The sequence below is a fragment of the Streptomyces sp. WM4235 genome, from assembly GCF_001279725.1.
In the GTDB taxonomy this organism is placed as follows: domain Bacteria; phylum Actinomycetota; class Actinomycetes; order Streptomycetales; family Streptomycetaceae; genus Streptomyces.
The window spans coordinates 1-20454 of record NZ_LGDE01000450.1 but is presented as its reverse complement, the minus strand read 5'-3'; the positions used below and the strand labels follow the sequence as shown (position 1 = coordinate 20454).

Below are 20454 nucleotides of genomic sequence, written 5' to 3'. Positions count from 1 at the left end.
CGGACAGTTCCCACGTTCACCACGAAATCGATCGACAGGTGAGGTGCCCAGCTCTACCCCGGCAGCATCGCCACGCTTACGCCGCAGACTTTCGGCGTGGCCTCCCCACCGATGAATGGAGTCGGCTTCGGAGTCGACCACCGAAGAGCGCTGGTGGTCGTGCACTGCGTCCGGCCCAGATCCGCCAGGTTCGAGCCGGTGTCGTAATTACGGGGCGTCAGGCACTGATTTCTCGCGTGCACCTTCCTGTCTCGCTAGCCGGACCCGGATCGTCTGGCAGTACCAACCCGTCCCGGCGTTGTCGGGGCTGCTTACCGCTCGGCTCGGCATCCCCCGAACCGAACTGCCCCCAGCTTCAACCGGATTGCTACGACAACCCGGTGGTGAAGGTCTCTCACCTCACTCGATTCCATGGCGCCTCGTGGCGCACCCACCCGCTACGACAAACGCGGCTACGTCTTCCTCGGCACCGCCACTGCGGCAGTCCTCGTGGTCGGCTCCGCAGCTGAGTACCGGTGTCACAAGGCAGTGGCCCGGTGCGCCAAGCCCAGGTCGACCACTTCCTCGGCCGGCAACTCCCGCTCCGGCGGCCAAAAGACCAGGCCGCTGACGTGACCAGACGGACAGGCCAGAGCTCTGTCGAGCCTGACCGGCCATTCGTTCGCCTCATCTTCGGAGACGTTGTCCGCTTCCATGATCCGCTGCACGAGCGCAACGGCTTCCGCCCGACTCAACTCCACTGCACTCATCAGGCCCCTCCCTCGACGTCACCAACGAGCGGCATGATCGGCCGGACAAGTCCTAGCAGCAGAGGCTGCTTGCGGCCCGCGCCTTCGAACCGGCCCGACACCCGCCGGCCAGGCAGGCGTGGCCGGTGACGTCAAGGGGTGGGGCCCGCCGGCACCTGCTGGTCGTATACCCGTGCCCCTCCGGGCTTTGACCAGGCGCTGCGTCGGTAGAGGATGGGGAAGTGAGTGGGTCTGCGTGGTGGATGTGGGCCTTTGACCATTCCGATGGCAGGGAGCGTTTCTTCCGATGTCCGCACAGCCCTCCCACCCTGCTCTCGGTGGCCCCGAGAACGCCCCGGGCATAGATGTCTCACCGTTCAAGCCTTCCCTTGTCAAAGCGGTGTTCAGGGACGTGACCTCGATGCACGTTGCCCGGTCGGCCGCGTGGGCTGCCTCGTCGGTGACGCGGACGGTGTTGACGGCGATCATCGACGGCGCGCGGAAAGCGGCGGGGGAGGAGGCCCGGGGGAAGCTGGTACCTGGGGACCTTGTCTCGTCGATCAGCGCGAACGTCGAACTTGAGGTGGGAGAAGGATGGTATGAGCACAGCCCGACGTTCAAAGGCCTGACCGGTGTCATGTACGACGAGGAGGGTGTCGTCGTGCCTTCCCGTAAGCGCAGCAGGTCGCGCAAACCGAGTGCCGTGGTCGGCGCTCACAGGTTCGAGGCCGGCGTCAAGAAGCTGCTGTGGAGCCGGGGTGCCACGGCCGTTCCCGCGATGGTCCGAGACCTCGACGGGATCGCGAGCATGCTCCTGACGGGCCTCGCCCGGGACGCGGCCATGGTCGTCCGCGAGGGCGGCGTCAAACGGTTCGGCAGCGTCACCATCGGCATACCGGGCGAATCGGCCCCACCGCCACTCCCCAACGACTTCTCCCATCCCCTGTCCACCCGCAGCGGGGACAGGCGCACCATCGGCAGGGATGACATCCTGGCCGCCACCACGATGCAACTGTTCGGCGACATCAGGCAGCAAGCCCTCAACGAGGCACGCGAGGCGACACAGAGCCCTCCGACCGGCTGAGCGGGCATACTCACCAGCGCCGCCCACCGGATACCCCGCCAAATCAGACGGTTCTGCAGACCGCTCACGACCGCAGCCGTTTGCCCCTCTGGAGAACCCCGATCCGGGCGAAGCTCTCACCGTCACCCGCGCCGAGATCAGTACTGGCGCCGTCAGGCGGTCACGGTCGCCCGTCCCACCTCGGCGATCGCCGCGACCACGGCCACCGTGACGACGTCGCCGGCCGCCTCAGGGATCAGCCGGGCGGGAGGCCGGGCGCCCACCCCAACACCCGCAAGTCTGGCCAGTCGAGTTCGGGGCGCAGCAGGGGGAGAAGGGCGACGTCCAGGGCCCGGTAGAGGTTCACGTCGACTTCGCCGCCGCGGGCTTTGCCGTAGTCGACGGTGACCGTTCGGATCGGGCGCAGGAGGCCGAGGCGGACGAGTGGTCGACATCGCTGCGCAGCATGCCGAGGCGGACGGCGACCTGGTCGGAACAGGGGTGGCGCCGGGTCCGCTACGACGGCGTCGCCATCGGAGTCGCCCACCGCCCCGAAGACATCCGAGTCTTCCTCGCCGCCGCCGGCCTGGAGAACGCCGAGGACGTGGATCGCACCGACCCCGACCTTCGTGGAATGGCGGGGAGCGGGCCCCGAAGCCTGGGAGCCGGCGCCGTAGTGCCTGGCCCCTGCGCGCGGGGGTGTCGGCAGCGGCCGTACCGGAAGCCCGGCCGGGCCCGCGCACCCGACGTCCGGAGCGGGTCAGTCCTTTTCGGCGCTGGGGTGCCGAGGAGCAGGATCAGGGCCGGGTCCACTGCTCCGCTGGCGGTCGTGTAAGGGAGGGTGCCCTCGACCGCCGCCTGGCGCAGCACCTCGAAGTCGCTGGGGGTGAAAATGTTGGCGGTCACCGCGCCGATGCGGACGGCCGTGTCGTCGTCCAGGTGCTGCATCGCCTTGCGCAGGTCTCCGACGGTCAGAGCCCGGTGGCCCTCTCCCTCTCGGCGGTCCCTGTAGTCGAACTCGAAGGTGTGGCGTCCGACGTGGTCGGCGTGCAGCAGGCACGGTTCCGGATCGGACGGGATGTTCTCGGTCTCCCGTGCGGTACAGCCCGCCAGGATGACCAGTTCACGCGCCCCCGGCCGCCAGCGAAGCCACCAATCGTCCGCGCCCGCCAACCGCGCGTGGGCGTAGTGCCACTCACCGTCGTGGCCCACGTGCAGGTCGCACCAGGTGAAGTCGTCCCGCACATTGGCGCCGTACGGGGAAGCAGCCCCCACCGCGGGATCGGCGAGGGGGCACACCAGGCCAACGCGCCACCCGCTCACCAGGTACCGGCACAATCGGGATCGGCCCCGTCCCTCGACGAGCTCGCGGTGACCCACGCATCGTGGACACGCCAGCCGCCGGCATCCGGGACCTCGGCGGCGGCCGAGGTGGCCGCGGCGGGGCAGCTGTCAGGACTCCTGAAGACCCCCGACAGCAGCGACCGTGGCTGCCACCATGCGATAGCCGGCCTGGACCGGCGAGGTCAGGCGGCGGCGAGGCTGATCTGGTCCTTGAAGATCACCCAGCGCTGACCCTGATCCTTCGGGTCGCAGGGCTTCGTCGAAACGTTCGGAGTGTTCCAGGCATTGGCGAAGCAGTAGGCGGGGGCGTAGCTGAGGGCGATCTGCTGGCCCGAGACATTCCAGTACTGCCCCTGGTCCTTCGGGTCGCATGGCTTCACCGAGACGTTCGAGGCGTTCCACGTGTTGGCGAGTCAGTACGCCGGAGCGTTGTTCAGGAAGATCTGGTGACCCGAGACGGTCCAGTGCTGGCCTTGGTCCTTCGTGTCGCACGGCTTCGTGGAGACGTTCGGGGTGTTCCAGGCATTCGCGAGGCAGTAGAGCCCGGGAGCACGCAGCGCGGGGGCGGCGGTTGCCGCGGCCTGCGCCCCGGCGGCCGGCAGGAGGGACGCGGCCAGCGCCAGCGTCGTGAGGACGAGCGTCTTGCGGAGAGCGATTGCCATGAGGGCGAAATCCATTCTTGGTGCGGAGTGGGATTCACGCCCGAACGCGAGATGGCTTCCCACTCCGCTCCGAACGCAAGGTAATTGGTAGCAGCAGCCAAGAGTTGGCCAACGGTTTCTGCGGAGCACCTTCACCCTTACGGGCAGCTACATGTGATGACCCGACAGACAGCCGAGAAGAGCCAGGGAGTACTCCGAGACACCCCCGGCCCCTCGCACCGCCCCCGGAACGGCTTCTGTGGAGACGGCTCGACGATCGGTTCACCGGGACACCGAACGATGGGAACCGGCAGGTCAGTGCTCTGGTTCGACGCGGGCACGGGCATGTACGGCCCGGTTCCACAGAAGTTGGGCCAGAACCCGAGAACGGGCGTCGGATGTTCACGACTTCGGGAGGCACGGCGAGGGGCCGTCGTTCGAATTGAGTGATGGAGTCGGGTCGTATGCCAGGTGCTTGGGATGGGGCTGTCGAGCACGAGGTGCCTCCGGCCGAAAGCCGGAGGCGCCTGTGATGGTGGTTCTCAGTCGAGGCGCTTGGCCGACTTGATGTAGACCGGGTCGGTGGGAACGTCGCGCATGCCGTTCTTGAGCCCCGTGGGGGTAGCCACGATCTGGTCGACGATCTCCATGCCCTTGATGACCTTCCCCAAGACGGCGTAGCCGCGGTCCCGGCCGGGGTTGAGGAAATCGTTGTCGGCCACGTTGAAGAAGAACTGCGAGGTGGCCGAATCCGGGTCCGAGGTGCGGGCCATGGCGACCGTGCCGCGGGTGTTCTGCAGGCCGTTGCCGGCCTCGTTGCGGATCGGGTCGCGCGTGGACTTCTGGACCAGCTGGTCGGTGAAGCCGCCGCCCTGGACCATGAAGCCTGGGATCACGCGGTGGAAGATCGTGTTGTTGTAGAACCCGCTGTCGACGTACTCCAGGAAGTTCTTCGTGGAGATCGGGGCCTTCTCCGCGTTGAGTTCGATCTCGATGTCCCCGAAGCTCGTGGTCAGCAGGACATGGGGGTTCTTGTCGCTCATGGTCGCGTCTCCTGTCACCTAGGGATGTGGATCATCCGTGGTGCCAGCCTGCACCATCATTTGGAGCCGGCAGCGCCAATCGGGCCGAAGCCCGCCGCAGACCTTGACGTTCGATTCCTCAACGGCACGACTGCCTCCCGGATCCGTGTCCAAACGCTGCTCAAACTCGGGTTCTGGCTCAAGTTCCGTGACCTGTGCACGCTGAGTCACAGTTCGTGGTCGTGTCGGGCTTCTGAAAGTCGCCCAAAAATGATCTGTGGTGACCTCGGGTACCTGACAGTTCGGGACCGTGGAAGAAGTGGTCCTCCGGCTGGAGGAGTTGATGTTCCCGTCGATCGCGGACCTGTCGGTGGTGTCGGTGGACGTGAGCAACGAGACGATACGAGTCGAGGCCCGCAGCACAACGACCGGTTCGGTGTGTTCGGGCTGCGGGAACTGGTCGATCCGGGTTCATAGCTCCTACCTGCGGTTTCCTGCGGATGTTCCCAGCGCGGGACGCCGGGTGGTGCTCTGTCTGCGGGTCCGCCGCTTCGCCTGCCCGGTCGCTGCGTGCGGGCGGCGGACGTTCGTTGAGCAGGTGCCTGGATTGACCCGGAAGTACGGCCGGTGGACCGAGGGTCTGCGTTCGACGCTGGCGGCGGTCGGCCTCGCCCTGGCCGGCCGGGCGGGAGCTCGGATGGCCGGCGTCTTTGGGGGTGTCCGTCAGCCGCAGCACGGTACTGCGGTTCGTCGAGGCTCTGCCCGAGCCGGATCTGCCGGCCCCGAGAGTGGTCGGCGTCGATGAGTACGCGACGCGCAAAGGCCGCGGCACTACGGCACGGTGCTGGTGGACGTCGAAACGCGACGGCCGGTGGACCTGCTGCCAGACCGCGAGGCATCGAGCCTGGCCGCATGGCTGGCCAAGAGGCCGGGGATCGAGGTTGTCTGCCGGGACCGGGCTCCCTTCTTCGCCGAAGGCGCCACCGCCGGGCACCGCAGGCGGTGCAGGTCGCAGACCGCTGGCATCTGTGGCACAACCTCAGCGAAGCCGCCGAACGGTGCGTCGCCGACCATCGGGGCTTCCTGAGAAGGCTGACCCCACTGGCTCACCGTGGCCCGGCCACCGGTTCGCCGACAGGACCCGGTCCAACCATGCCGCCGTCCACGCCCTGCTGGCGGCCGGCCACAGCCGCCGCGCGATCCAACGCCAACTCGGGATGACCTACCGCACGGTCAAGCTCCTCGCCGACGCCACCACCCCGGAACCCCTCTTCCACGGCCAATGGCAGGGCCGCCCCTCCGTCCTCGACGAGTACAAGCCCTACCTGGACGACCACTGGAACCAGGGCTGCACCAACGCATGGAAGGCATGTGAGGAGATCGTGCCACTCGGCTACAAAGGCAGCTACCAGCGAGTTCGCGCCTACTTCCGCACCAAACGCCTTTCGGCCGATCCGGTCACCACACCCCCGCCCTCACCCCGCACCGTCGCCGGCTGGATCCTGCGCCACCCCGACTCCGTCTCCGACGTCGAACAGCTCCGACTCAAGGCCGTCCTGGCCCATTGCCCCGAACTGGAAGCCTCACCGGACATGTCCGCTCCTTCGCCCAGATCCTCACCGAGCGACAGGGCCAACGGCTGCCCGAGTGGCTCGATGCGGTCCGCCAAGACGACCTGCCCGGTCTCCACACCCTCGCCGCCGGCATCGATCGCGACCGGGCCGCGGTCATCGCCGGGCTCACGCTGCCCTGGAACTCGGGCGTCGTGGAAGGGCACGTCAACCGCATCAAGATGCTCAAACGCCAGATGTTCGGCCGAGCAGGCTTCGCACTCCTGAGGAAACGAGTACTCCTCGCTCCATGACTGATGACCACACGTGAAACGCTTCCGACATCGATCGACCCCACCGGAGGAGCCACGAATGTCCAGGACCGCCGACATCGATCTCGTGTTCGCACGTGCTGTCACAGTGGATGCCGTGGTGCGAGCCCTGGCCGGTGAAGGGTGGTCGCTGCAGGAACCGTTTGGCATCTCCTACGTGGTCAACAACGACGACATGTTCGACTGGCAGTCGGCTTCAACCGACCAGGCAGCTGAGGTCCTGACCTTGGTGGGCTCACCGGACAACATCGACTGCATCGTCGGCGTCTGCATCTATCACTCAACTGCCGGAACTGGTGGCCAGCTACTTTTTCATGCCGGCCGATCGCACTGTTCCTTCACCCCGACGATCGACCGACGGGAGCTCTCAGGAGCGCCGGCCCTGACTGACATGGCGTGGTATCTGAATGTACTGGTACCGCCCCTGCTTTCCATGGGGCTGACCAGCTACGAAGCGAGGGACCTTGTCGACTGAGACTCGTTCGTCAGCACCTCGATCGGCATGCGGGCAGCACACGCGCTCGGACCGATCCTCGCCTGACCAGCCGGTGGCACTTACGGCTACGAGATCACGGAAATTGCGCCAGATCCCGAGTTTCGACAGCACCTGGGCCTGCTGGGGCGGTCTCGTAGCAGTGGACCTTGCAGAGGTCGGATCCACCCTGCGTTTGATCTTGCGTGGGCGGGAAAGATCCCCGCATGACCGATCCCGTGAACGACGGCGTGGCCACGCCGACAACCGTGCCGATCTCGGTGAAGGGCCTCGCAGACGCCGGTCTGGAACCGCAGCTGCGGTCCTGGATCAGCTCCGGCCCCAACGAGCCCGTGACCGCCGAACAGATCACCCGGGCCATCGGGGAGGACCGGCTCGCCCAAGCCGCCGAATCCCTGGGCCGCGAGCCCGGCGACCTCGCCGCAAGCCTCGCCGCAGATCTCCCCGGCCTCATCGACACCGCCTCCCCCAACGGCCATGTCGAACTGGCCCGCGCCCAGGACGAAGCCGGCGCCATCCAGGCCCGAACGGCAGGCAGCATCCACGCCTACATCGAAGGAGGACCCGCCGCCCTCTACAACGGGAGGGACGCCATCGCACTGACCACCAAGTCCCACGGCGTGACGCTGACCGCACTCCCTCAAGAGGTCGTGGACGACGCGACCTCCACTCCCGGAACCCAAGCCGACATGACGATCGTGGCCGCACGCCCGCTCGACACCCGGAACGGCCTCTACACCGCCGACATGACCGTGATCTTCGACGCTGTGCCCCGCACCCAGTAAACCCAAGACCGAAACCCGCGCCCTCGTAGCCACGGCGTCGGCACCGTGTGTGACGCAGCGCCGACGCCGTGGATGGAGTCCCCCGGGGCGCCCTGACCGCCCGGTCCCGCGCCACCCCACCCGCTCCGCGGGGGGCCCGCGAGGTGCCTCCCGTTCTCGGGTTCTGGCTCACCTTCCGGACTCTGTCGCAATTTTGGGGGTCGCGAGTGCGGGCGGGAATGTCGGCGCGTAGCGATGGCGACTGAGGTGTTGATCCCGTTGTCGTGGCTGGAAGTCCGCAGGCGCGGTAGGGGCAAGCGTTGGGACGACTCCGCCCCCGCTACTGACGGCCCGGCCCGGGCATGCGCAGGGGGATCACCGGGCCCTGCTCCGGCGGCACGGCCGGAGCATGGGTGCCGGGCACGGCGGAAGCATCTCCGAAGGAGGGGTCCACCACGACCTTCTCGAAGCAGGAGTATGCCCAGTCGTCACGGCTCCCGGGGAGTGCCACGTCACCGGTCACCACCCCCCTCAGGAGCCATCCCGGTCCGTCGCACCCGATGAACCGCACCGTTGCGGAGTCACGTCCGTGAGCGTTACCCACCACGGGGATCACCGCCTGGAGCTCGATGCCCGCTCGTCCGGACCATGATCCGGCCTCACCACCCCGTGCCCGCACATCCGCTTCGAGCTGGACCCGGGCCTCCTCCCACCCCGGCTCTCCGGCTGAGCGAAACGCCTGGAGCTGCAACCCTGCGGTCGTGTCGCGGATGAGGACCACCTCTGCGTACTCCGCACTGGACCGCATCCGATTGAGATGCACCTTGCGCGCATTCTCACGGGGGATCTGTAATCCTCCGAAATCGAGCAGATCCAGCGCCTGCCATCCCGTCTCACTCACGTCCCAAGGCCCGACATCGACTCCGCGGCGCCGGTGTCCCGCCTGCAACGCATCCTCGTTCATCTGCCCCGCCCCCTCGCCTTTCCGCCCTTCCCATCAATGTATGCGGCCCGGTGGCTCTATCGGCGAGTTGCGGGTTCTGGCACAGATCTTGGGGACAGTCCCGGAGCGTGATGTTTGCGTTCGATTGGGAGGATGGCCGGGGTTCTGCCTCACTTCTCGTTGCCGTGGTCTCGGGCCCCGCCGTCCGACCTGTGGTGGCTGCAGAGTCATGTGAGGCTGCCGTGCCGCTGTCCTGTCTCAGGCAAGTCGGGTATATCGGTTCAGAGCTCGGGCAGTCGGTCGGCCGGGGAGGGAGAGCGGCGTTCCTGTAGCCAATAGAGGTAGATCTGCAGGTCCGTCTCCACGCTTCCGGAGTCGGTGCCGCCAGCGATGTAGGCGGCGAAGTCCAGGGCGCCCTCAACTGCTCGTTGGTTCGGGATCCACCGGTCGTACCGCTCCCACTCGTGCACCTGGTCTCTCAGGTACTCCAGGATCCGCTCCCGGTCCCGCCACCACTCCCGGACCAACTCCAGTGTCCACCGGTGGTCTCCGTCCCAGGCGTAGCCGTCCATGGGGTCCGCCTCGATGACCATGACCACAGTCGTGCCGTCACCGTGGCGAGCCAAGAGCCGGCGGGCGCGGGCGGTGTAGGAGTCGCGGCGCATGAGGCCAGTCAGCGGGTCGCGCTTGGTGGCGGCGAGCTTTTTGTGCAGCGCGACGGCGTGGACGACCCAGCCGGTCAGTGGCACGGCGGCGGTGGTGATCAGGAGGGTGCGCGGGCCGATCCGGCCCGAAGCGTGCAGGACGGAGTCCATACTGAGGATCTCCCTAATCCGTAGTGAAGGTGGCTCCAGAGGCTGTAGTTGGTCTTTTGGACCTCCCTGGTGACGGACGTCTGTAAGGCCCCGGGCCCATGAGGCCTTCCGATAGAGCGGCGCCGTCACGCTGGTGGGTTTCACGGGGCATGTGGACGTCGGGCAGACGCCTGGGAGTCTCCCCGGCCTTTGAGGCCTCACGAGAGAGCGACGCAGCCCGGCGTCTGCACGTCCTGTGAAACCCACCGCCGTATGTCGTTCGTTGCCGTCGTGGCGCGAGCCCGCCGCAGGGCGACCTCTTGTTCATCTCCGCGAGCCGTGAGCTCTGGCGCAGACAGAGGCCCCTGGGGTGCGCTGGTGTCGCGAACGGCTACCGAGATGGCGGACCGAATGAGTCCTGGGATTAGGACGCCGCGTGACCCGCATGAGCTCGTGACCTGCGCAAACAACTCGATGACGGGAGAACCTGTGACTGTGTTCTGCGGAATTGACTGGGCAGAACGGCATCACGACATCGCACTGGTCGATGAGGCCGGCGGGCTCGTGGCCAAACGCCGGATCGGTGATGACGCGGCGGGCTACCGGATGCTGCTGGATCTCCTGGCCGAGCATGGCGACAGCCCTGAGTCGCCGATACCGGTGGCCATCGAGACCAGCCGAGGCCTACTGGTCGCAGCCCTGCGAACGGGCAGCCGCAAAGTCTTCGCGATCAACCCCCTTGCCGCCTCCCGCTATCGCGACCGTCATGGTGTCTCCCGCAAGAAGTCAGACCCGGGTGACGCCTTCGTGCTGGCGAATATTCTCCGCACCGACATAGCCATGCATCGGCCGCTGCCAGCGGACTCCGAGCAGGTCCAGGCCATCGCGGTGCTGGCCCGAGCCCAACAGGACGCCGTCTGGAACCGCCAGCAGATCGGCAACCAGATCCGCTCTCTGCTGCGCGAGTACTACCCCGCTGCCCTGGACGCCTTCCTGCCCAAGCAGGGCGGCCTGGCCCGCGAGGAAGCCCGCATCATCCTGGCCAAAGCACCGACACCCACCCAAGGCTCCCGGCTGTCGCTGAGCCAGCTGCGTTCCGCTCTCAAGCACGCCGGCCGCGTCCGAAGCGTTGAGGAAGAGGCCGCCCGCCTGCGCGGTGTCCTGCGAGCCGAGTACGCCCACCAGCCTGTGGCTGTCGAGGATGCATTCGGCAAGCAGCTTCTCGCTCTGCTGAAGCAGTTCGAAGCAGCATGCCAGGCCAGTGAAGATCTCGCCGACGCCGTTGACAGCAGCTTTCGCGAGCATCCCGATGCCGAGATACTCCTGAGCTTCCCGGGCCTCGGCGTCCAGCTCGCGGCACGAGTTCTTGCCGAGACGGGCGACGACCGCAACCGCTTCACCGACGCCCGCGGGCTGAAGGCATACGCCGGATCCGCACCGATCACCCGCGCCTCCGGCAAGAAGCACTACGTCGGACGCCGCATGGTCAAGAACAACCGGCTCCACCACGCCGGCTATCTCTGGGCCTTCTCCTCCCTGCGATCGTCGCCCGGCGCGCAGGCCCACTACCGCCACCGGCGCGACGTCGGCGACTGGCACGCGCAAGCCCAACGGCACCTGTTCAATCGCCTGCTCGGGCAGCTGTTCCACTGCTTGCAGAAACGAGCCCTCTTCGACGAAAAGCTCGCCTTCAATCAGCCCGCGTCCTCGCCAGTGGCAGTGGCTGCTTGACTTCTTCAGATCCCGAGATGTCTCTCGTCTCGTACGGGTTGGGTGGGCCCGGGACGGGCGAACTGGTTTGGACGCCTTGAGCGCCCGTCCCGGGGCAGAGCTACAGGTCGTAAGTGCTGGGCTTGGTGCAGCGGTTGGGGTTCGTCCAGCGGCCGGCGGTCGCGGCGGGCCAGTCGAGTTCCCAGCCGGGCCGGTATCCGCAGACGCCCCAGCCGTCCGGCCGGCCGTGGGGGAGCTCAAGTCCGGTCTCCTGGTCGGCGCGTGCCGCGTCGTAGACCTCGTGGGCGATCCGTACGGCGGCGCTGGGGCTGTCGGCGCGGCCGGTGAAGACGTGCAGACCGTGCTGCTCGGTGCTGTGTATGGGGAAGTCCACCTCGAAGTAGGCCAGCTGCACGTCCGTTTCCTTTCTGTGTTGAGGGGCCACTGCGGCCGCCCCGGCCCCGTCGGGTGTGGGGTCCGGGGCGGCACAGAGTGTGCTCAACTCGGGCAGCGGTTCAGCTGGCCGTCTCGATGGCGTCGCGCAGGTGGGTGCGCGCGCGGGCCAGGAGTACGGGCCGATCGGCGCCGGGCTCGGTCAGTGCGTCGGTGAGGTAGGTGGCGGCGGAGTCCAGTTCGTCGCTGGCGTCCTGGAGGTTGCCGAGGCTGGAGTCGGCGAGGACGTCGCGGACCTCTTCGATCAGGTCGAGGAACCGGTTCGGGGTGAGGCTGCGCGGCGGTTCGCTGCCGATGAGGGCGGCGAGCTCCGTGGTGAAGCAGGTGTCGAGCGCGGTGAAGGTGTCGGACTGCACTGTCTGGACGGCCATGAGAGCCTCCTTGTCAGAAGTCGAGCTGGATGGTGATGGGAGTGCGGGCTGGGGGCCGCGCGGCTCACTGCGGGGTTCCGGCCGTGTCGAGTTCGGAGATCCGGTAAACGCCGGTGAAGCCTTCGTCGTACAGGCGGGCGGGGGTGGGGAACAGTTGGTGGTGTTCGCGCACGCTGTGGACGGGCACCGCGCGGTCGCGGCCCGCGTTCTGCGCTTCGACCGTGACCAGCGGGACGTCGAACAGGACGGCGATGGCGGGGCGTTGCCAGTAGCGGGCGCGGGCAAGTAGCCCGTTCCTAACGTGGACGTGCACGTAGGTGCTGTCGACGATCGTGGTGAGGCCGCGGGCGAGGCGGGCGTCCAGGAGGAGGTTTTGGATCTCGACGGCGACGGGGGTGGCGGACTGGTCGGTTTCTGAGTCGGTGGCCAGGTGTCGGTAGAGGTCCAGGGAGACGCGCCAGGTGTCGGGGTAGCGGGCGGCGAAGGTGGACTTGCCGGAGCCCGGCGGGCCGACCATCACGCACACGGCGCCGGCGGGGAGGTTCAGCGGGTCCATTTCGGGTCCTTTCGATCGGTGGGTCGACGCGTGGTCGCGGAGGTGGTCGACCCGGGCCGCGTATGCGGCGAGCCGGCCGGCGATGTCGCGGAGGTGGCCGGCCGGTCCTGCGACGCTCTCGGGGCAGACGAGGCCGGCTGTGAAGTTCCACGACTTGTCGGCGAGTTCGGTGGCGGTCTCGGCGAGCACGCTCAGCGCCTTCTCCGCTTCCGGTCCTGGTGCCGGATTGGGGTCGTGCCGGTTCACAGCGTGCCTCCGTCCTGGAGGTCCGCGGACGCGGGCCGGTACGGGCAGAGGATCCAGGGCACCGGCTCGCCGGCCGTGTCCTGGCAGCCGGGGCAATGGTCGCCGATGGGGCTGTCGAGGCAGATCAGGACGTCGTCGTCGCAGCCGGTGTGCCGGGCATGGGGGCTGCCGCCGTGGGGGCAGGCGCCGGTACCGGCCTCGGCGAAGTACGGGACGGCACGGTGGGGTTCGCCGTGCCGGTGCGGGCTTCCCGTCGGGGTGTGGTCGATCGTCGTGGCGCGGACGGTGTCGGCGAGCAGCAGGGTCAGTTCGTGTCCGTGGTCGACGGCGTCGGCCAGGCGCTCGATGAGTTCCGGAGCCAGGCAGCGGCCGCGGGCGCCGGTCAGGATGCCTTCCAGGTAGAGGGTGTCGCCGAGGATGCGGTCGTGGATTTCCAAGACGCCGGGTTGTACGTGCAGGCCGTCCACGTTCCGCACGACGGCGAGGTAGGCGTGGTCGACGGCGGCCGCGTACGCGGCCGCCGTCTGCTCGGCCAGGATCGTGTCGACCCCGTCGAGGGTGTGGTGCGCGAGCTGCCAATCGCCCGCACTGTCGGTTCGGCGGATGTGTAAACGGCCGAGCCGGCTGGTGACGGTCTTGATTCGGCCAGGCGCTCCAGTTCGCCAACGATCCACTCGTTGGTCCGTTGGAGGGCCAGACGCTGGGTGTCGAGCAGGTAGAGGTAGAAGTTCACGCGCTCATCCCGCTTCCGCATGGCGCGCACGGTGGTGCGCAGCAGTTCGCGGGAGGCCTCCTCGTCAGGGCGGGCGGGGATGTCGCGGGGCAGCGCCCGGCAGCCGGCCGCGTGGGTGTTGGCGAGTTCGGCCGCCTCGTCCAGGGTGAGCATGGTGCTGTAGTGCGCCTTGAGCTTGGTCGCCTGGTAGTGGCAGCCGAGGCAGGACACCACGTGGCAACCGCTGGCGAGGAAGACGAGCACGACCGCGTGGCCGAGGTTGTAGTACCGCTCGACGACGGTGACGCCCTCGGGCTTCCAGGTCTCGCCGGTCTCCGGCCACGGCTCGGGGGCCGGCGCTTCGACGGGCTCGGGACGGCGGGCGAACAGGGTGAGGGCCATGGGTTACTGCTCCTTGTCGGTGTCGGGGCGTGCGGCGGGGTGAGTGTGCCGGGCGGCGACGGCGGCCACGGCGGTGAGGACCGGGGCGAGCGCGTACGGCCGGATGCTCATCCGGTGACCGCGAGGATGGCGGCGACCAGGAGCAGGGCGAGCGCGGTGAGGATCGTGTCGACCGCGCGGGCCAGGCGCGTGAACTTGGTGACCGCGATGGTGGAGAGCGCCTTGATCCGGGCAGTGCGCGTGTCCTCGTTCATGGAGGCCCGGATGCCGGCCTCGTCCAGCCGCGCCCAGAGAGGGAATCCCTCCCGAACGCTGCGGCCACGGTCGCCGAGGTTGGGCCGTACGACCAGGAGCAGCAGCACGGCGGCGGCCGCGAGCGCGAGGCCGGCGGCGCCGCCTGCGACCTGGGCGGGCAGTGGCAGCTTCTTGCCCGCGAGGCCGGCAAGTCCGGCGAGGACCGCGCCGGTGAAGGCGAGCAGTAAGGACGCCTTGCCGTCAATGCGGGCGATCTCGCCGGTGACCGTGACGCAGGCCTCGTCCAAGTGCCGGCCCGGGTCGCTGGTCGACGTCGCGGTGGCGGTGGCGGTGTTGAGGGTCATGTCGTAGTCCCTTCCGGCCGGGCTGTCCGGCTCCCCGTCGCCACCCGGCCCGCGCGGTGCGCGGGGCGGGTGGATCAGGCAGCCGCCAGGACCGTCAGCGGAGGATCACGTGGTCGGGGTGGCCGTTGGCACGGCGACTCTCCTTCCAAGGTGGTCGTGGATCAGGCGGCCGGGCGGTGAGTGACCGGGGCCGGGAACGTGAAGTAGGTGTCGGGGCTGGGCTCGTAGCCCCTGGCGCAGGGGTCGCAGCGGCCCTGGGTGCGCAGCGGTACTGGCGGAGTGCACTTGTTCCGGAGATGCGGTATTCAGGTGTTGGCTTCGTTCACGTGAAGTCGTGAAGTAGCAGCGTTTGGCCGGCTGTTTGGACAGCAGTTGGCGATCTTGAGTGCTGCAGATGCACACGAGAAATGACGTCGCCGTGCTGCGATGTCACCGGAGTGCGGCAGAAGGGTCCGCCCCTTGATCACCAGTCGTTAGAATCCCCGCGTTCGGATGCTGTCAATGGGGTGGAAGGCCAAGCCGTGGACGATGATTTCTGGGCCGGCTGGCCGGAACGATGGGCCGGCACGGACTGCGACGTGCGGACGGCCTTGGGCGCGGTCCCGAGGGAGGTCAAGGACCGGTTCAGGTATGACGAGGTCCCTTGGCAGCAGTTCCGGCACTTCTACGGCCCGGGCGAGGAGATCCCCGGACTGCTCGCCACGCTCGCGTCCGGGGACGCCAACGCAGCCGACAGGGCCTTGGAGCGGCTTTGGAACAATCTTCATCATCAAGGCGGCACCATCGCGGTGGGGGCACTGGCGGTGCCGTTCCTGCTCCGGGTCGCGGCGACTGGGCGCCCCGAACTCCGTGCCCAGACCCTTCGCCTGGTCGCCGAGATCGGCCGGTGTCAGCACATGGGGGACGGAACGCGGGAAGGCTTGCTCCAGGTCGCTGAGGAGCCGTTGATGGTCGAGGGCAGCACGATGTGCCCGGTGGACTGGACGATCCAGGCGGCCCGTCAGGCCGTCACGGACGACCTGCACCTTCTACTCCCGCTTCTCGCCAGCCCCGACCCCGAGGTCCGTTCCGAGATCGCCTACGTCCTGGCGGCGGCGACCGGCGAGCTTTCACACGTCCTCTCTGCTCTGCAGTCCAAGCTGGCGAGAGAAGATGATGCGGTGGTCCGGGTGAGCCTGATCCTGGCGATCGCCCAACTCGCCCGCGAACATTCAGATGAAGACGCTCCCAGGTGGGCCCGGGATCTGTGGTCGGATCCCGGACGGCCGCCCGAGGTCCGCATCGGCGCTGGCCTGGCCTGGCTGTGCCTGGTCACCGACCCCGCCCCCGACGAGCTTCGCGCCCTCCTCACCGACCCCGGCATCCGTCAATACGACGACCTGCTCCAGCCGGTGCCGTGGCTCACCTGGATCGACCCCACCGGCGTTGGGTTGCGCAGCTGCATCGACGAAATGCTTACGGCGAACTTCCCCGAAACAGTGCTTGACGACCCTTGGGGTGGAGGACCAGCAAGCGGGACTGACCAACAGTCGGCGGCTTCTTGATGGCGAGTGACCTGAGCCTTTCCTGGAGGCTCAGCGGCAGGGGCTGGGCTAACTGCACCATCGCCGACCACGAGCGGGAAGCAGACCTCACAGCGTCCTCCATCAGCGAGGCACCGGAAGACCTACTGAACGCCGTCAGCCGCGTGCTGACCGGGCAGACCGAGGTCCGAACGCAGTTCGAAGCCGAACCCACTGCCTACCGGTGGGTCTTTTACCGGCAGGACACCACTGTGTGGATCCGCATCGTGGAGCTGAGCCACGGCGAACTGCACAACAGCGCCGGCACGGAGGTGTGGAGCAGTTGGCAGCCCGTCGACCGGTTGGTTCGGGCAGTCATTCGCTGTTTCGACCAAGTCGCCGACACATACGGGGAGAGCGCGTATCGAGGCAAATGGGGTGAGCACTTTCCTCGTACTGAGCTGGAAGCCCTCAGACGTCTCTGGCGTCGGCGGGGCGCGGCGGGTGGTGCGTAAGGCCGGGCGGCCTGTCCAGCCCTCGCCCCGTCCCGCGGCTGCGGGGGGTGGGCGAGGACCAGGCGGAGCGACCGGGGTCAGCGCTGGAAGCGGTGGACGTTGTCGGGGGCGTCGTCGTCGGGGGCCGGAGCCGAGGTGGGGATGTGGATCTCGGGCCGGATCTCGATCTGCGGTTGGAAGGCCGGAGCGGGCTGGGCGGGCGCAGGGAAGTTGTTGACGACCGGGCGCAGGCTCCAGCCGCGCAGGGCGACGGTGGAGGCGATGGTCCAGGCGAGGACGGCGATCGCGGTGGCGACGGTGCGCCCATCCGCGGGGGTCGTGTACTGGTGAAGGGGTGGTGTTCCAACTGCGTGCTATTCGCCTCTGGCCCGCGATTGCCGCGGGCCAGGTGTGCCTGCGTGAAGAGCCGTCCGGGTGTCACTGGGCGGGGGTAAGTTGCGGCTCATGACCGTTGGTACCTGACGGATGCCGCGTTCACGGTCGCGGTCACCGGGCCGGCCCGTACCACCGAACTCGTGGGCAGCGCGCTGCGTCGTCCGGTGTTCTCCCTGTTCCTGGGTCGCCGTTCCTGCACCCCGGATACACCGATCCTCCTGTTCGACCAGGTAGCGGATCCCGTCGCCGAACTGGACCGGCTCCCGATCCACCGCGCCGCGCTCCGGCGGGGGCCTCGGCAGCCGGCGACGTTCGTCTACGACACCGCCCCCGAGCCCGGCGCCCTCCCCGACGGGGAAGTCCGAGACACCCCGGCCCCCGGCGCGCGAAGGGGCTTCACCCGCCGCCCCGTGTGGGAGCGGCAGCGGGAACTGCCGCACGCCCCCGACAGTGGGTCGGGAACGCAGTGGATCAACGCTCTGACCGCATACAGGCCGGAGGTGACCGTGTGAGCACGGTGCCCGAAACGCTGACCCGGACCGTGCAGCTGGCCCAGCTGAGGCTCGAGGAACGCAGCCGAGACGTTCACCGGGACCTGACGGACGCGACCAGTCTCCACAACAGGGTCCAGGCGCTGTTTCCCGACAACCTCGGCCCGCAACCGCGTGCCGCGACGAACACCCTGTTCCGCGTGGAGCGAGAGGCGGCCGGACCTGTCCTGTTGATCCAGTCGACACTGCCCATCAACCGCAACGGCCTTCCCGCCGGATACGCGCGGGACATCGCCTACCGCGACCTCAATCCGCTCCTGGACTGGGCCGCCGAAGGACGTGTGATCAGGTACCGCGTCGACACCCATCCCTCGATGAGTCAGTCGCTGCCGGGACAGCGAGGCAAGCGCGTTCCCCTGCGCGGTGAGGAAGCGCTCCAGTGGTGGGCGCGGCAAGCCGGCAAGGCAGGCTTGGACAACCAACTCGCCCTCGACATCCCGCAGCCCGACGTGCGGGCCCGGCGCGGTTCGGCCAAACCGGTCCGCTACTCCGTCATCCGGTTCGAAGGCGTCGCGCGCGTCACCGACCCGACCGCGTTGAGGGAGACGATCACGACCGGCATCGGCCGGGGGAGGGCCTACGGCCTGGGGCTGCTGTCAATCGCCCCATACCGGCCCTGAACCGAACATCGCAATCCCTCTTCGGTGGCCTCGCACCGGTCAGGCACGAGGCCACCACCCGTCTCGGAAACCGGAGAAAGCCGAGTGTCGGCGCCATTCGAAGCAAAGCTCTGGGCCAAGGACCGCGGCCTACCAAGCCCCTATCCCGCCGGCTGCCACGCCATCGACGCCGCCGTCATGGCCGATGCTCTGTGGAAGCGCTACCTGACCCCCAGACAGCGCCACGTGATCGCCGACGGCTGGGGCCTGACCCAGCAAGAAGCCCGACTGTTCATCGTCACTCTCGCCGGCCTCCACGACCTCGGGAAGATCACGCCCGGATTCCAATCCTGCGCTCCCGGGGCAGACCAGGTGACCGGACTGCCCGGCTACGAGCCGGCCCCCGCCGAAACCAGAACACCCAGCCACCAGCGGGCAGCCCACCTCGCCCTCCCGGAATTGCTGCACCGCATCCACGGCATGCCCCTGAGCGGCCGCCCCACCCATCAGGCCGCCCACCAGATCGGGCAGCTCATCAGCGGACACCACGGCACCTACGCCCCCGCACTCTCCCACCAGGGCAACGAACTCACCTGCCCCCTCGGCGCCGTACCCGCCCTGGGCGACAAGGCATGGGACGAGCAGCGCGAAAGCCTCATCCATCTCATCCACACCCTGTTCGGAACGCCAGCCCCACCCAAGCGGACCGCCGGCGGACCCGCCGCGGTCGTCACCACAGGACTGATCATCCTCGCCGACTGGCTCGCATCCCAGATCCCCTGGATTCAAGCCCGCCAACGACGCTGGCCCCGAAACGGCACCGCAGACTGGGAAGGACACGCCCGCCGCGCCCGGCGGGCAGCACCCGCGGCCCTGCGCGACGCGCAGCTCAGCCCACCTTCCTGGCGCCGAACCCGCGCTTTCACGGAGCTCTTCCCGCACCTGCGCGGCCAGAGGCTGCACCCCGTGCAGGAAAGCCTGACCCAGCACCTGCCAGGCCTCGCCCGATCCGGCGCCGGCCTCCTTCTGATCACCGCCCCACCGGGCGAGGGCAAAACCGAAGCGGCTCTCTACGCAGAAAGGGTCATGGGACCTGCCGCCGGCACCAAAGGTCTCGCTTTCCTCCTGCCGACCATGGCCACCACCGATGCCATGTGGGCTCGCGTCCGCGACCACGCCCGCGCCAACTGCCGCACCCCGCCGCCCGTCACGCTCCTGCACGCGATGGCCTGGCTCGACGCCTCCTACACCCCCGACGACCTCAACACCGCAACCTGCGAACCCGGCACCGTCGCCGAATGGCTCCGCGGCCGCCACCGAGGCCTCCTCGCCGGCATCACCGTCGGCACCTGGGACCAAGCCGCCCTCGCCGTACTCCCACACCGCCACATGATGCTCCGCTGGCTGGGCCTGTCCGGCAAAACCGTCATCATCGACGAAGTACACGCCTACGACGCCCACGGCCACGCACTCACCCTCAGGCTCCTCCAGTGGCTCGGCGCCCTCGGCGTACCCGTCGTCCTCCTCTCCGCCACCGTCACCGGCGACAGCGCCGCCTCCCTCGTCCACGCCTACCGCCACGGCGCCGGCCACCACGACACCCCCACCCTCACACCCAGCTACCCCGGCTGGACCTACACCGACCACACCACCGGCACCGTCACCACCAGCAAATCCCTCGGCTCACACCGCGCCCACCAACTCACCATCGACCTCCACCACAGCCGCCACACCCCACGACCCCGACCTCCCCGAAGGCCGCGCGGGCGCCATCCTCAAACTCCTCATCCCCCTCCGAGAGACACACAGCGGCTGCGCCCTCATCGTCTGCAACACCGTCGCCGACGCCCAAGCCACCCACGACCTCCTCACCACCACATGGAACAGACCAGGGCAGAAACCTCTCGTGCGACTCCTGCACGCCCGCATGCCCGCACGCCAACGCACCGCGGTCACACGACGACTCCAACGCTGGACCGGACCCCGAGGCACACGACTGGCCCGCCCCTTCGTCATCATCAGCACCCAGGTCGCCGAACAATCCCTCCACGTGGACTTCGACCTCGTCATCAGCGACCTCGCCCCCCTCGCCCTACCCCCCCAGCGAGCAGGACGCGGACCCCGCCACCATCGAACCGACCGACCCACCTGGGCCCCCACCGGAAGCCCCCGCCTCGCCGTCCTCACCC

General features: G+C 68.3%; 24 protein-coding genes and 2 pseudogenes. 13 read left to right on the top strand and 13 right to left on the bottom strand.

All coding sequences use genetic code 11. The features are described from left to right. Positions 1-518 precede the first annotated feature (518 nt). Complete coding sequence (locus ADK55_RS31300; RefSeq protein WP_053683615.1) at positions 519-749, bottom strand: hypothetical protein; 231 nt, start codon at positions 747-749, stop codon at positions 519-521. Between the two features lie 286 nt (positions 750-1035). Between ADK55_RS31300 and ADK55_RS31295 the strand changes: the two genes are divergently transcribed. Beyond that, positions 1036-1812: a hypothetical protein gene (locus ADK55_RS31295; RefSeq protein ID WP_053683612.1), complete on the top strand. Its 777-nt coding sequence runs from the start codon at positions 1036-1038 to the stop codon at positions 1810-1812. A gap of 495 nt (positions 1813-2307) precedes the next feature. Here the strand turns inward: ADK55_RS31295 and ADK55_RS38915 are convergent, their stop codons facing one another. The 4 genes and pseudogenes from ADK55_RS38915 to ADK55_RS31275 all read right to left on the bottom strand — a co-directional run bounded on the left by ADK55_RS38915 (position 2308) and on the right by ADK55_RS31275 (position 4819). Continuing rightward, the gene (locus ADK55_RS38915; RefSeq protein WP_159041615.1) at positions 2308-3066 is read right to left on the bottom strand and encodes a hypothetical protein; all 759 of its coding nucleotides are present in this window, start codon (positions 3064-3066) and stop codon (positions 2308-2310) included. Between the two features lie 251 nt (positions 3067-3317). Beyond that, positions 3318-3521 (bottom strand): annotated as a pseudogene (locus ADK55_RS31285) (hypothetical protein); the annotation flags it as partial. 27 nt (positions 3522-3548) lie between these two features. Continuing rightward, the gene (locus tag ADK55_RS31280) at positions 3549-3797 is read right to left on the bottom strand and encodes a hypothetical protein (RefSeq protein ID WP_053683606.1); all 249 of its coding nucleotides are present in this window, start codon (positions 3795-3797) and stop codon (positions 3549-3551) included. A gap of 521 nt (positions 3798-4318) precedes the next feature. Further along, the gene (locus ADK55_RS31275; RefSeq protein WP_053683604.1) at positions 4319-4819 is read right to left on the bottom strand and encodes a peptidylprolyl isomerase; all 501 of its coding nucleotides are present in this window, start codon (positions 4817-4819) and stop codon (positions 4319-4321) included. Between the two features lie 322 nt (positions 4820-5141). On the opposite strand from ADK55_RS31275, the gene ADK55_RS40260 reads away from it, so the two are divergent. The 4 genes from ADK55_RS40260 (at position 5142) to ADK55_RS39365 (ending at position 7958) form a co-directional block, all read left to right on the top strand. Further along, positions 5142-5603, top strand: coding sequence for a transposase family protein (locus tag ADK55_RS40260; protein WP_234350330.1), 462 nt, complete (start codon positions 5142-5144; stop codon positions 5601-5603). 759 nt (positions 5604-6362) lie between these two features. Then, a complete protein-coding gene (locus ADK55_RS40255) occupies positions 6363-6662 on the top strand; it encodes a transposase (RefSeq protein ID WP_234350329.1) in 300 nt (99 codons plus the stop codon). 58 nt (positions 6663-6720) lie between these two features. Continuing rightward, positions 6721-7155 carry a hypothetical protein gene (locus ADK55_RS31260; protein WP_053683600.1) on the top strand — a complete coding sequence of 145 codons (435 nt, stop codon included), beginning with the start codon at positions 6721-6723 and terminating at the stop codon, positions 7153-7155. A 224-nt stretch (positions 7156-7379) separates the two neighbouring features. Continuing rightward, positions 7380-7958: a YidB family protein gene (locus tag ADK55_RS39365; protein ID WP_199826673.1), complete on the top strand. Its 579-nt coding sequence runs from the start codon at positions 7380-7382 to the stop codon at positions 7956-7958. A gap of 319 nt (positions 7959-8277) precedes the next feature. Here the strand turns inward: ADK55_RS39365 and ADK55_RS31250 are convergent, their stop codons facing one another. Together ADK55_RS31250 and ADK55_RS40250 are read right to left on the bottom strand one after the other, a co-directional pair. Then, positions 8278-8901, bottom strand: a complete 624-nt coding sequence (locus tag ADK55_RS31250) for a DUF3710 domain-containing protein (RefSeq protein WP_053683598.1) — start codon at positions 8899-8901, stop codon at positions 8278-8280. 260 nt (positions 8902-9161) lie between these two features. Continuing rightward, complete coding sequence (locus ADK55_RS40250) at positions 9162-9695, bottom strand: hypothetical protein (RefSeq protein WP_234350328.1); 534 nt, start codon at positions 9693-9695, stop codon at positions 9162-9164. Between the two features lie 468 nt (positions 9696-10163). Between ADK55_RS40250 and ADK55_RS31240 the strand changes: the two genes are divergently transcribed. Next, positions 10164-11405 carry an IS110 family transposase gene (locus ADK55_RS31240; protein ID WP_420713697.1) on the top strand — a complete coding sequence of 414 codons (1242 nt, stop codon included), beginning with the start codon at positions 10164-10166 and terminating at the stop codon, positions 11403-11405. Between the two features lie 100 nt (positions 11406-11505). Here the strand turns inward: ADK55_RS31240 and ADK55_RS31235 are convergent, their stop codons facing one another. The 6 genes from ADK55_RS31235 to ADK55_RS31215 all read right to left on the bottom strand — a co-directional run bounded on the left by ADK55_RS31235 (position 11506) and on the right by ADK55_RS31215 (position 14723). Further along, a complete protein-coding gene (locus ADK55_RS31235; protein ID WP_053683593.1) occupies positions 11506-11799 on the bottom strand; it encodes a hypothetical protein in 294 nt (97 codons plus the stop codon). 100 nt (positions 11800-11899) lie between these two features. Then, positions 11900-12208 carry a hypothetical protein gene (locus ADK55_RS31230; protein WP_053683591.1) on the bottom strand — a complete coding sequence of 103 codons (309 nt, stop codon included), beginning with the start codon at positions 12206-12208 and terminating at the stop codon, positions 11900-11902. 64 nt (positions 12209-12272) lie between these two features. Then, a complete protein-coding gene (locus ADK55_RS31225; protein ID WP_053683589.1) occupies positions 12273-13010 on the bottom strand; it encodes an ATP-binding protein in 738 nt (245 codons plus the stop codon). Continuing rightward, on the bottom strand, positions 13007-13447 hold the full coding sequence (locus ADK55_RS39360; protein ID WP_063839664.1) for a hypothetical protein: 441 nt from the start codon (positions 13445-13447) through the stop codon (positions 13007-13009). Before ADK55_RS39360 ends, ADK55_RS31225 begins: the two co-directional genes overlap by 4 nt. Further along, a complete protein-coding gene (locus ADK55_RS39355; protein ID WP_063839663.1) occupies positions 13393-14124 on the bottom strand; it encodes a hypothetical protein in 732 nt (243 codons plus the stop codon). The genes ADK55_RS39360 and ADK55_RS39355 overlap by 55 nt, the downstream gene beginning before the upstream one ends. 107 nt (positions 14125-14231) lie before the next feature. Further along, complete coding sequence (locus ADK55_RS31215; RefSeq protein ID WP_053683586.1) at positions 14232-14723, bottom strand: Pycsar system effector family protein; 492 nt, start codon at positions 14721-14723, stop codon at positions 14232-14234. A gap of 521 nt (positions 14724-15244) precedes the next feature. Between ADK55_RS31215 and ADK55_RS40245 the strand changes: the two genes are divergently transcribed. The 7 genes and pseudogenes from ADK55_RS40245 to ADK55_RS39345 form a co-directional block, all read left to right on the top strand. Continuing rightward, positions 15245-16267 (top strand): hypothetical protein, encoded by a 1023-nt coding sequence (locus ADK55_RS40245; RefSeq protein ID WP_234350327.1) that lies wholly within the window; start codon positions 15245-15247, stop codon positions 16265-16267. Further along, positions 16267-16740: a hypothetical protein gene (locus tag ADK55_RS31200; protein WP_199826672.1), complete on the top strand. Its 474-nt coding sequence runs from the start codon at positions 16267-16269 to the stop codon at positions 16738-16740. The genes ADK55_RS40245 and ADK55_RS31200 overlap by 1 nt, the downstream gene beginning before the upstream one ends. Positions 16741-16875: 135 nt before the next feature. Continuing rightward, positions 16876-17070: a hypothetical protein gene (locus ADK55_RS31195; protein ID WP_159041614.1), complete on the top strand. Its 195-nt coding sequence runs from the start codon at positions 16876-16878 to the stop codon at positions 17068-17070. Positions 17071-17198: 128 nt separating this feature from the next. After that, on the top strand, positions 17199-17627 hold the full coding sequence (locus ADK55_RS31190) for a type I-E CRISPR-associated protein Cas5/CasD (RefSeq protein ID WP_078999623.1): 429 nt from the start codon (positions 17199-17201) through the stop codon (positions 17625-17627). Next, positions 17624-18286 (top strand): type I-E CRISPR-associated protein Cas6/Cse3/CasE, encoded by a 663-nt coding sequence (gene cas6e, locus ADK55_RS31185; RefSeq protein WP_053683579.1) that lies wholly within the window; start codon positions 17624-17626, stop codon positions 18284-18286. Before ADK55_RS31190 ends, cas6e begins: the two co-directional genes overlap by 4 nt. A gap of 24 nt (positions 18287-18310) precedes the next feature. Next, positions 18311-18988: pseudogene (locus tag ADK55_RS41095) on the top strand (CRISPR-associated endonuclease Cas3''); the annotation flags it as partial. Positions 18989-20036: 1048 nt separating this feature from the next. Beyond that, positions 20037-20454: helicase-related protein (locus tag ADK55_RS39345; protein WP_324611212.1), on the top strand; the 418-nt coding region annotated here is incomplete at its 3' end.

Coding starts and splice junctions, on each gene's coding strand:
- ADK55_RS31300 (WP_053683615.1), bottom strand. CDS start 749: ATGAGTGCAGTGGAGTTGAGTCGGGCGGAAGCCGTTGCGCTCGTGCAG.
- ADK55_RS31295 (WP_053683612.1), top strand. CDS start 1,036: ATGTCCGCACAGCCCTCCCACCCTGCTCTCGGTGGCCCCGAGAACGCC.
- ADK55_RS31280 (WP_053683606.1), bottom strand. CDS start 3,797: ATGGCAATCGCTCTCCGCAAGACGCTCGTCCTCACGACGCTGGCGCTG.
- ADK55_RS31275 (WP_053683604.1), bottom strand. CDS start 4,819: ATGAGCGACAAGAACCCCCATGTCCTGCTGACCACGAGCTTCGGGGAC.
- ADK55_RS40260 (WP_234350330.1), top strand. CDS start 5,142: ATGTTCCCGTCGATCGCGGACCTGTCGGTGGTGTCGGTGGACGTGAGC.
- ADK55_RS31260 (WP_053683600.1), top strand. CDS start 6,721: ATGTCCAGGACCGCCGACATCGATCTCGTGTTCGCACGTGCTGTCACA.
- ADK55_RS39365 (WP_199826673.1), top strand. CDS start 7,380: ATGACCGATCCCGTGAACGACGGCGTGGCCACGCCGACAACCGTGCCG.
- ADK55_RS31250 (WP_053683598.1), bottom strand. CDS start 8,901: ATGAACGAGGATGCGTTGCAGGCGGGACACCGGCGCCGCGGAGTCGAT.
- ADK55_RS40250 (WP_234350328.1), bottom strand. CDS start 9,695: ATGGACTCCGTCCTGCACGCTTCGGGCCGGATCGGCCCGCGCACCCTC.
- ADK55_RS31230 (WP_053683591.1), bottom strand. CDS start 12,208: ATGGCCGTCCAGACAGTGCAGTCCGACACCTTCACCGCGCTCGACACC.
- ADK55_RS39355 (WP_063839663.1), bottom strand. CDS start 14,124: ATGGCCCTCACCCTGTTCGCCCGCCGTCCCGAGCCCGTCGAAGCGCCG.
- ADK55_RS31215 (WP_053683586.1), bottom strand. CDS start 14,723: ATGACCCTCAACACCGCCACCGCCACCGCGACGTCGACCAGCGACCCG.
- ADK55_RS31200 (WP_199826672.1), top strand. CDS start 16,267: ATGGCGAGTGACCTGAGCCTTTCCTGGAGGCTCAGCGGCAGGGGCTGG.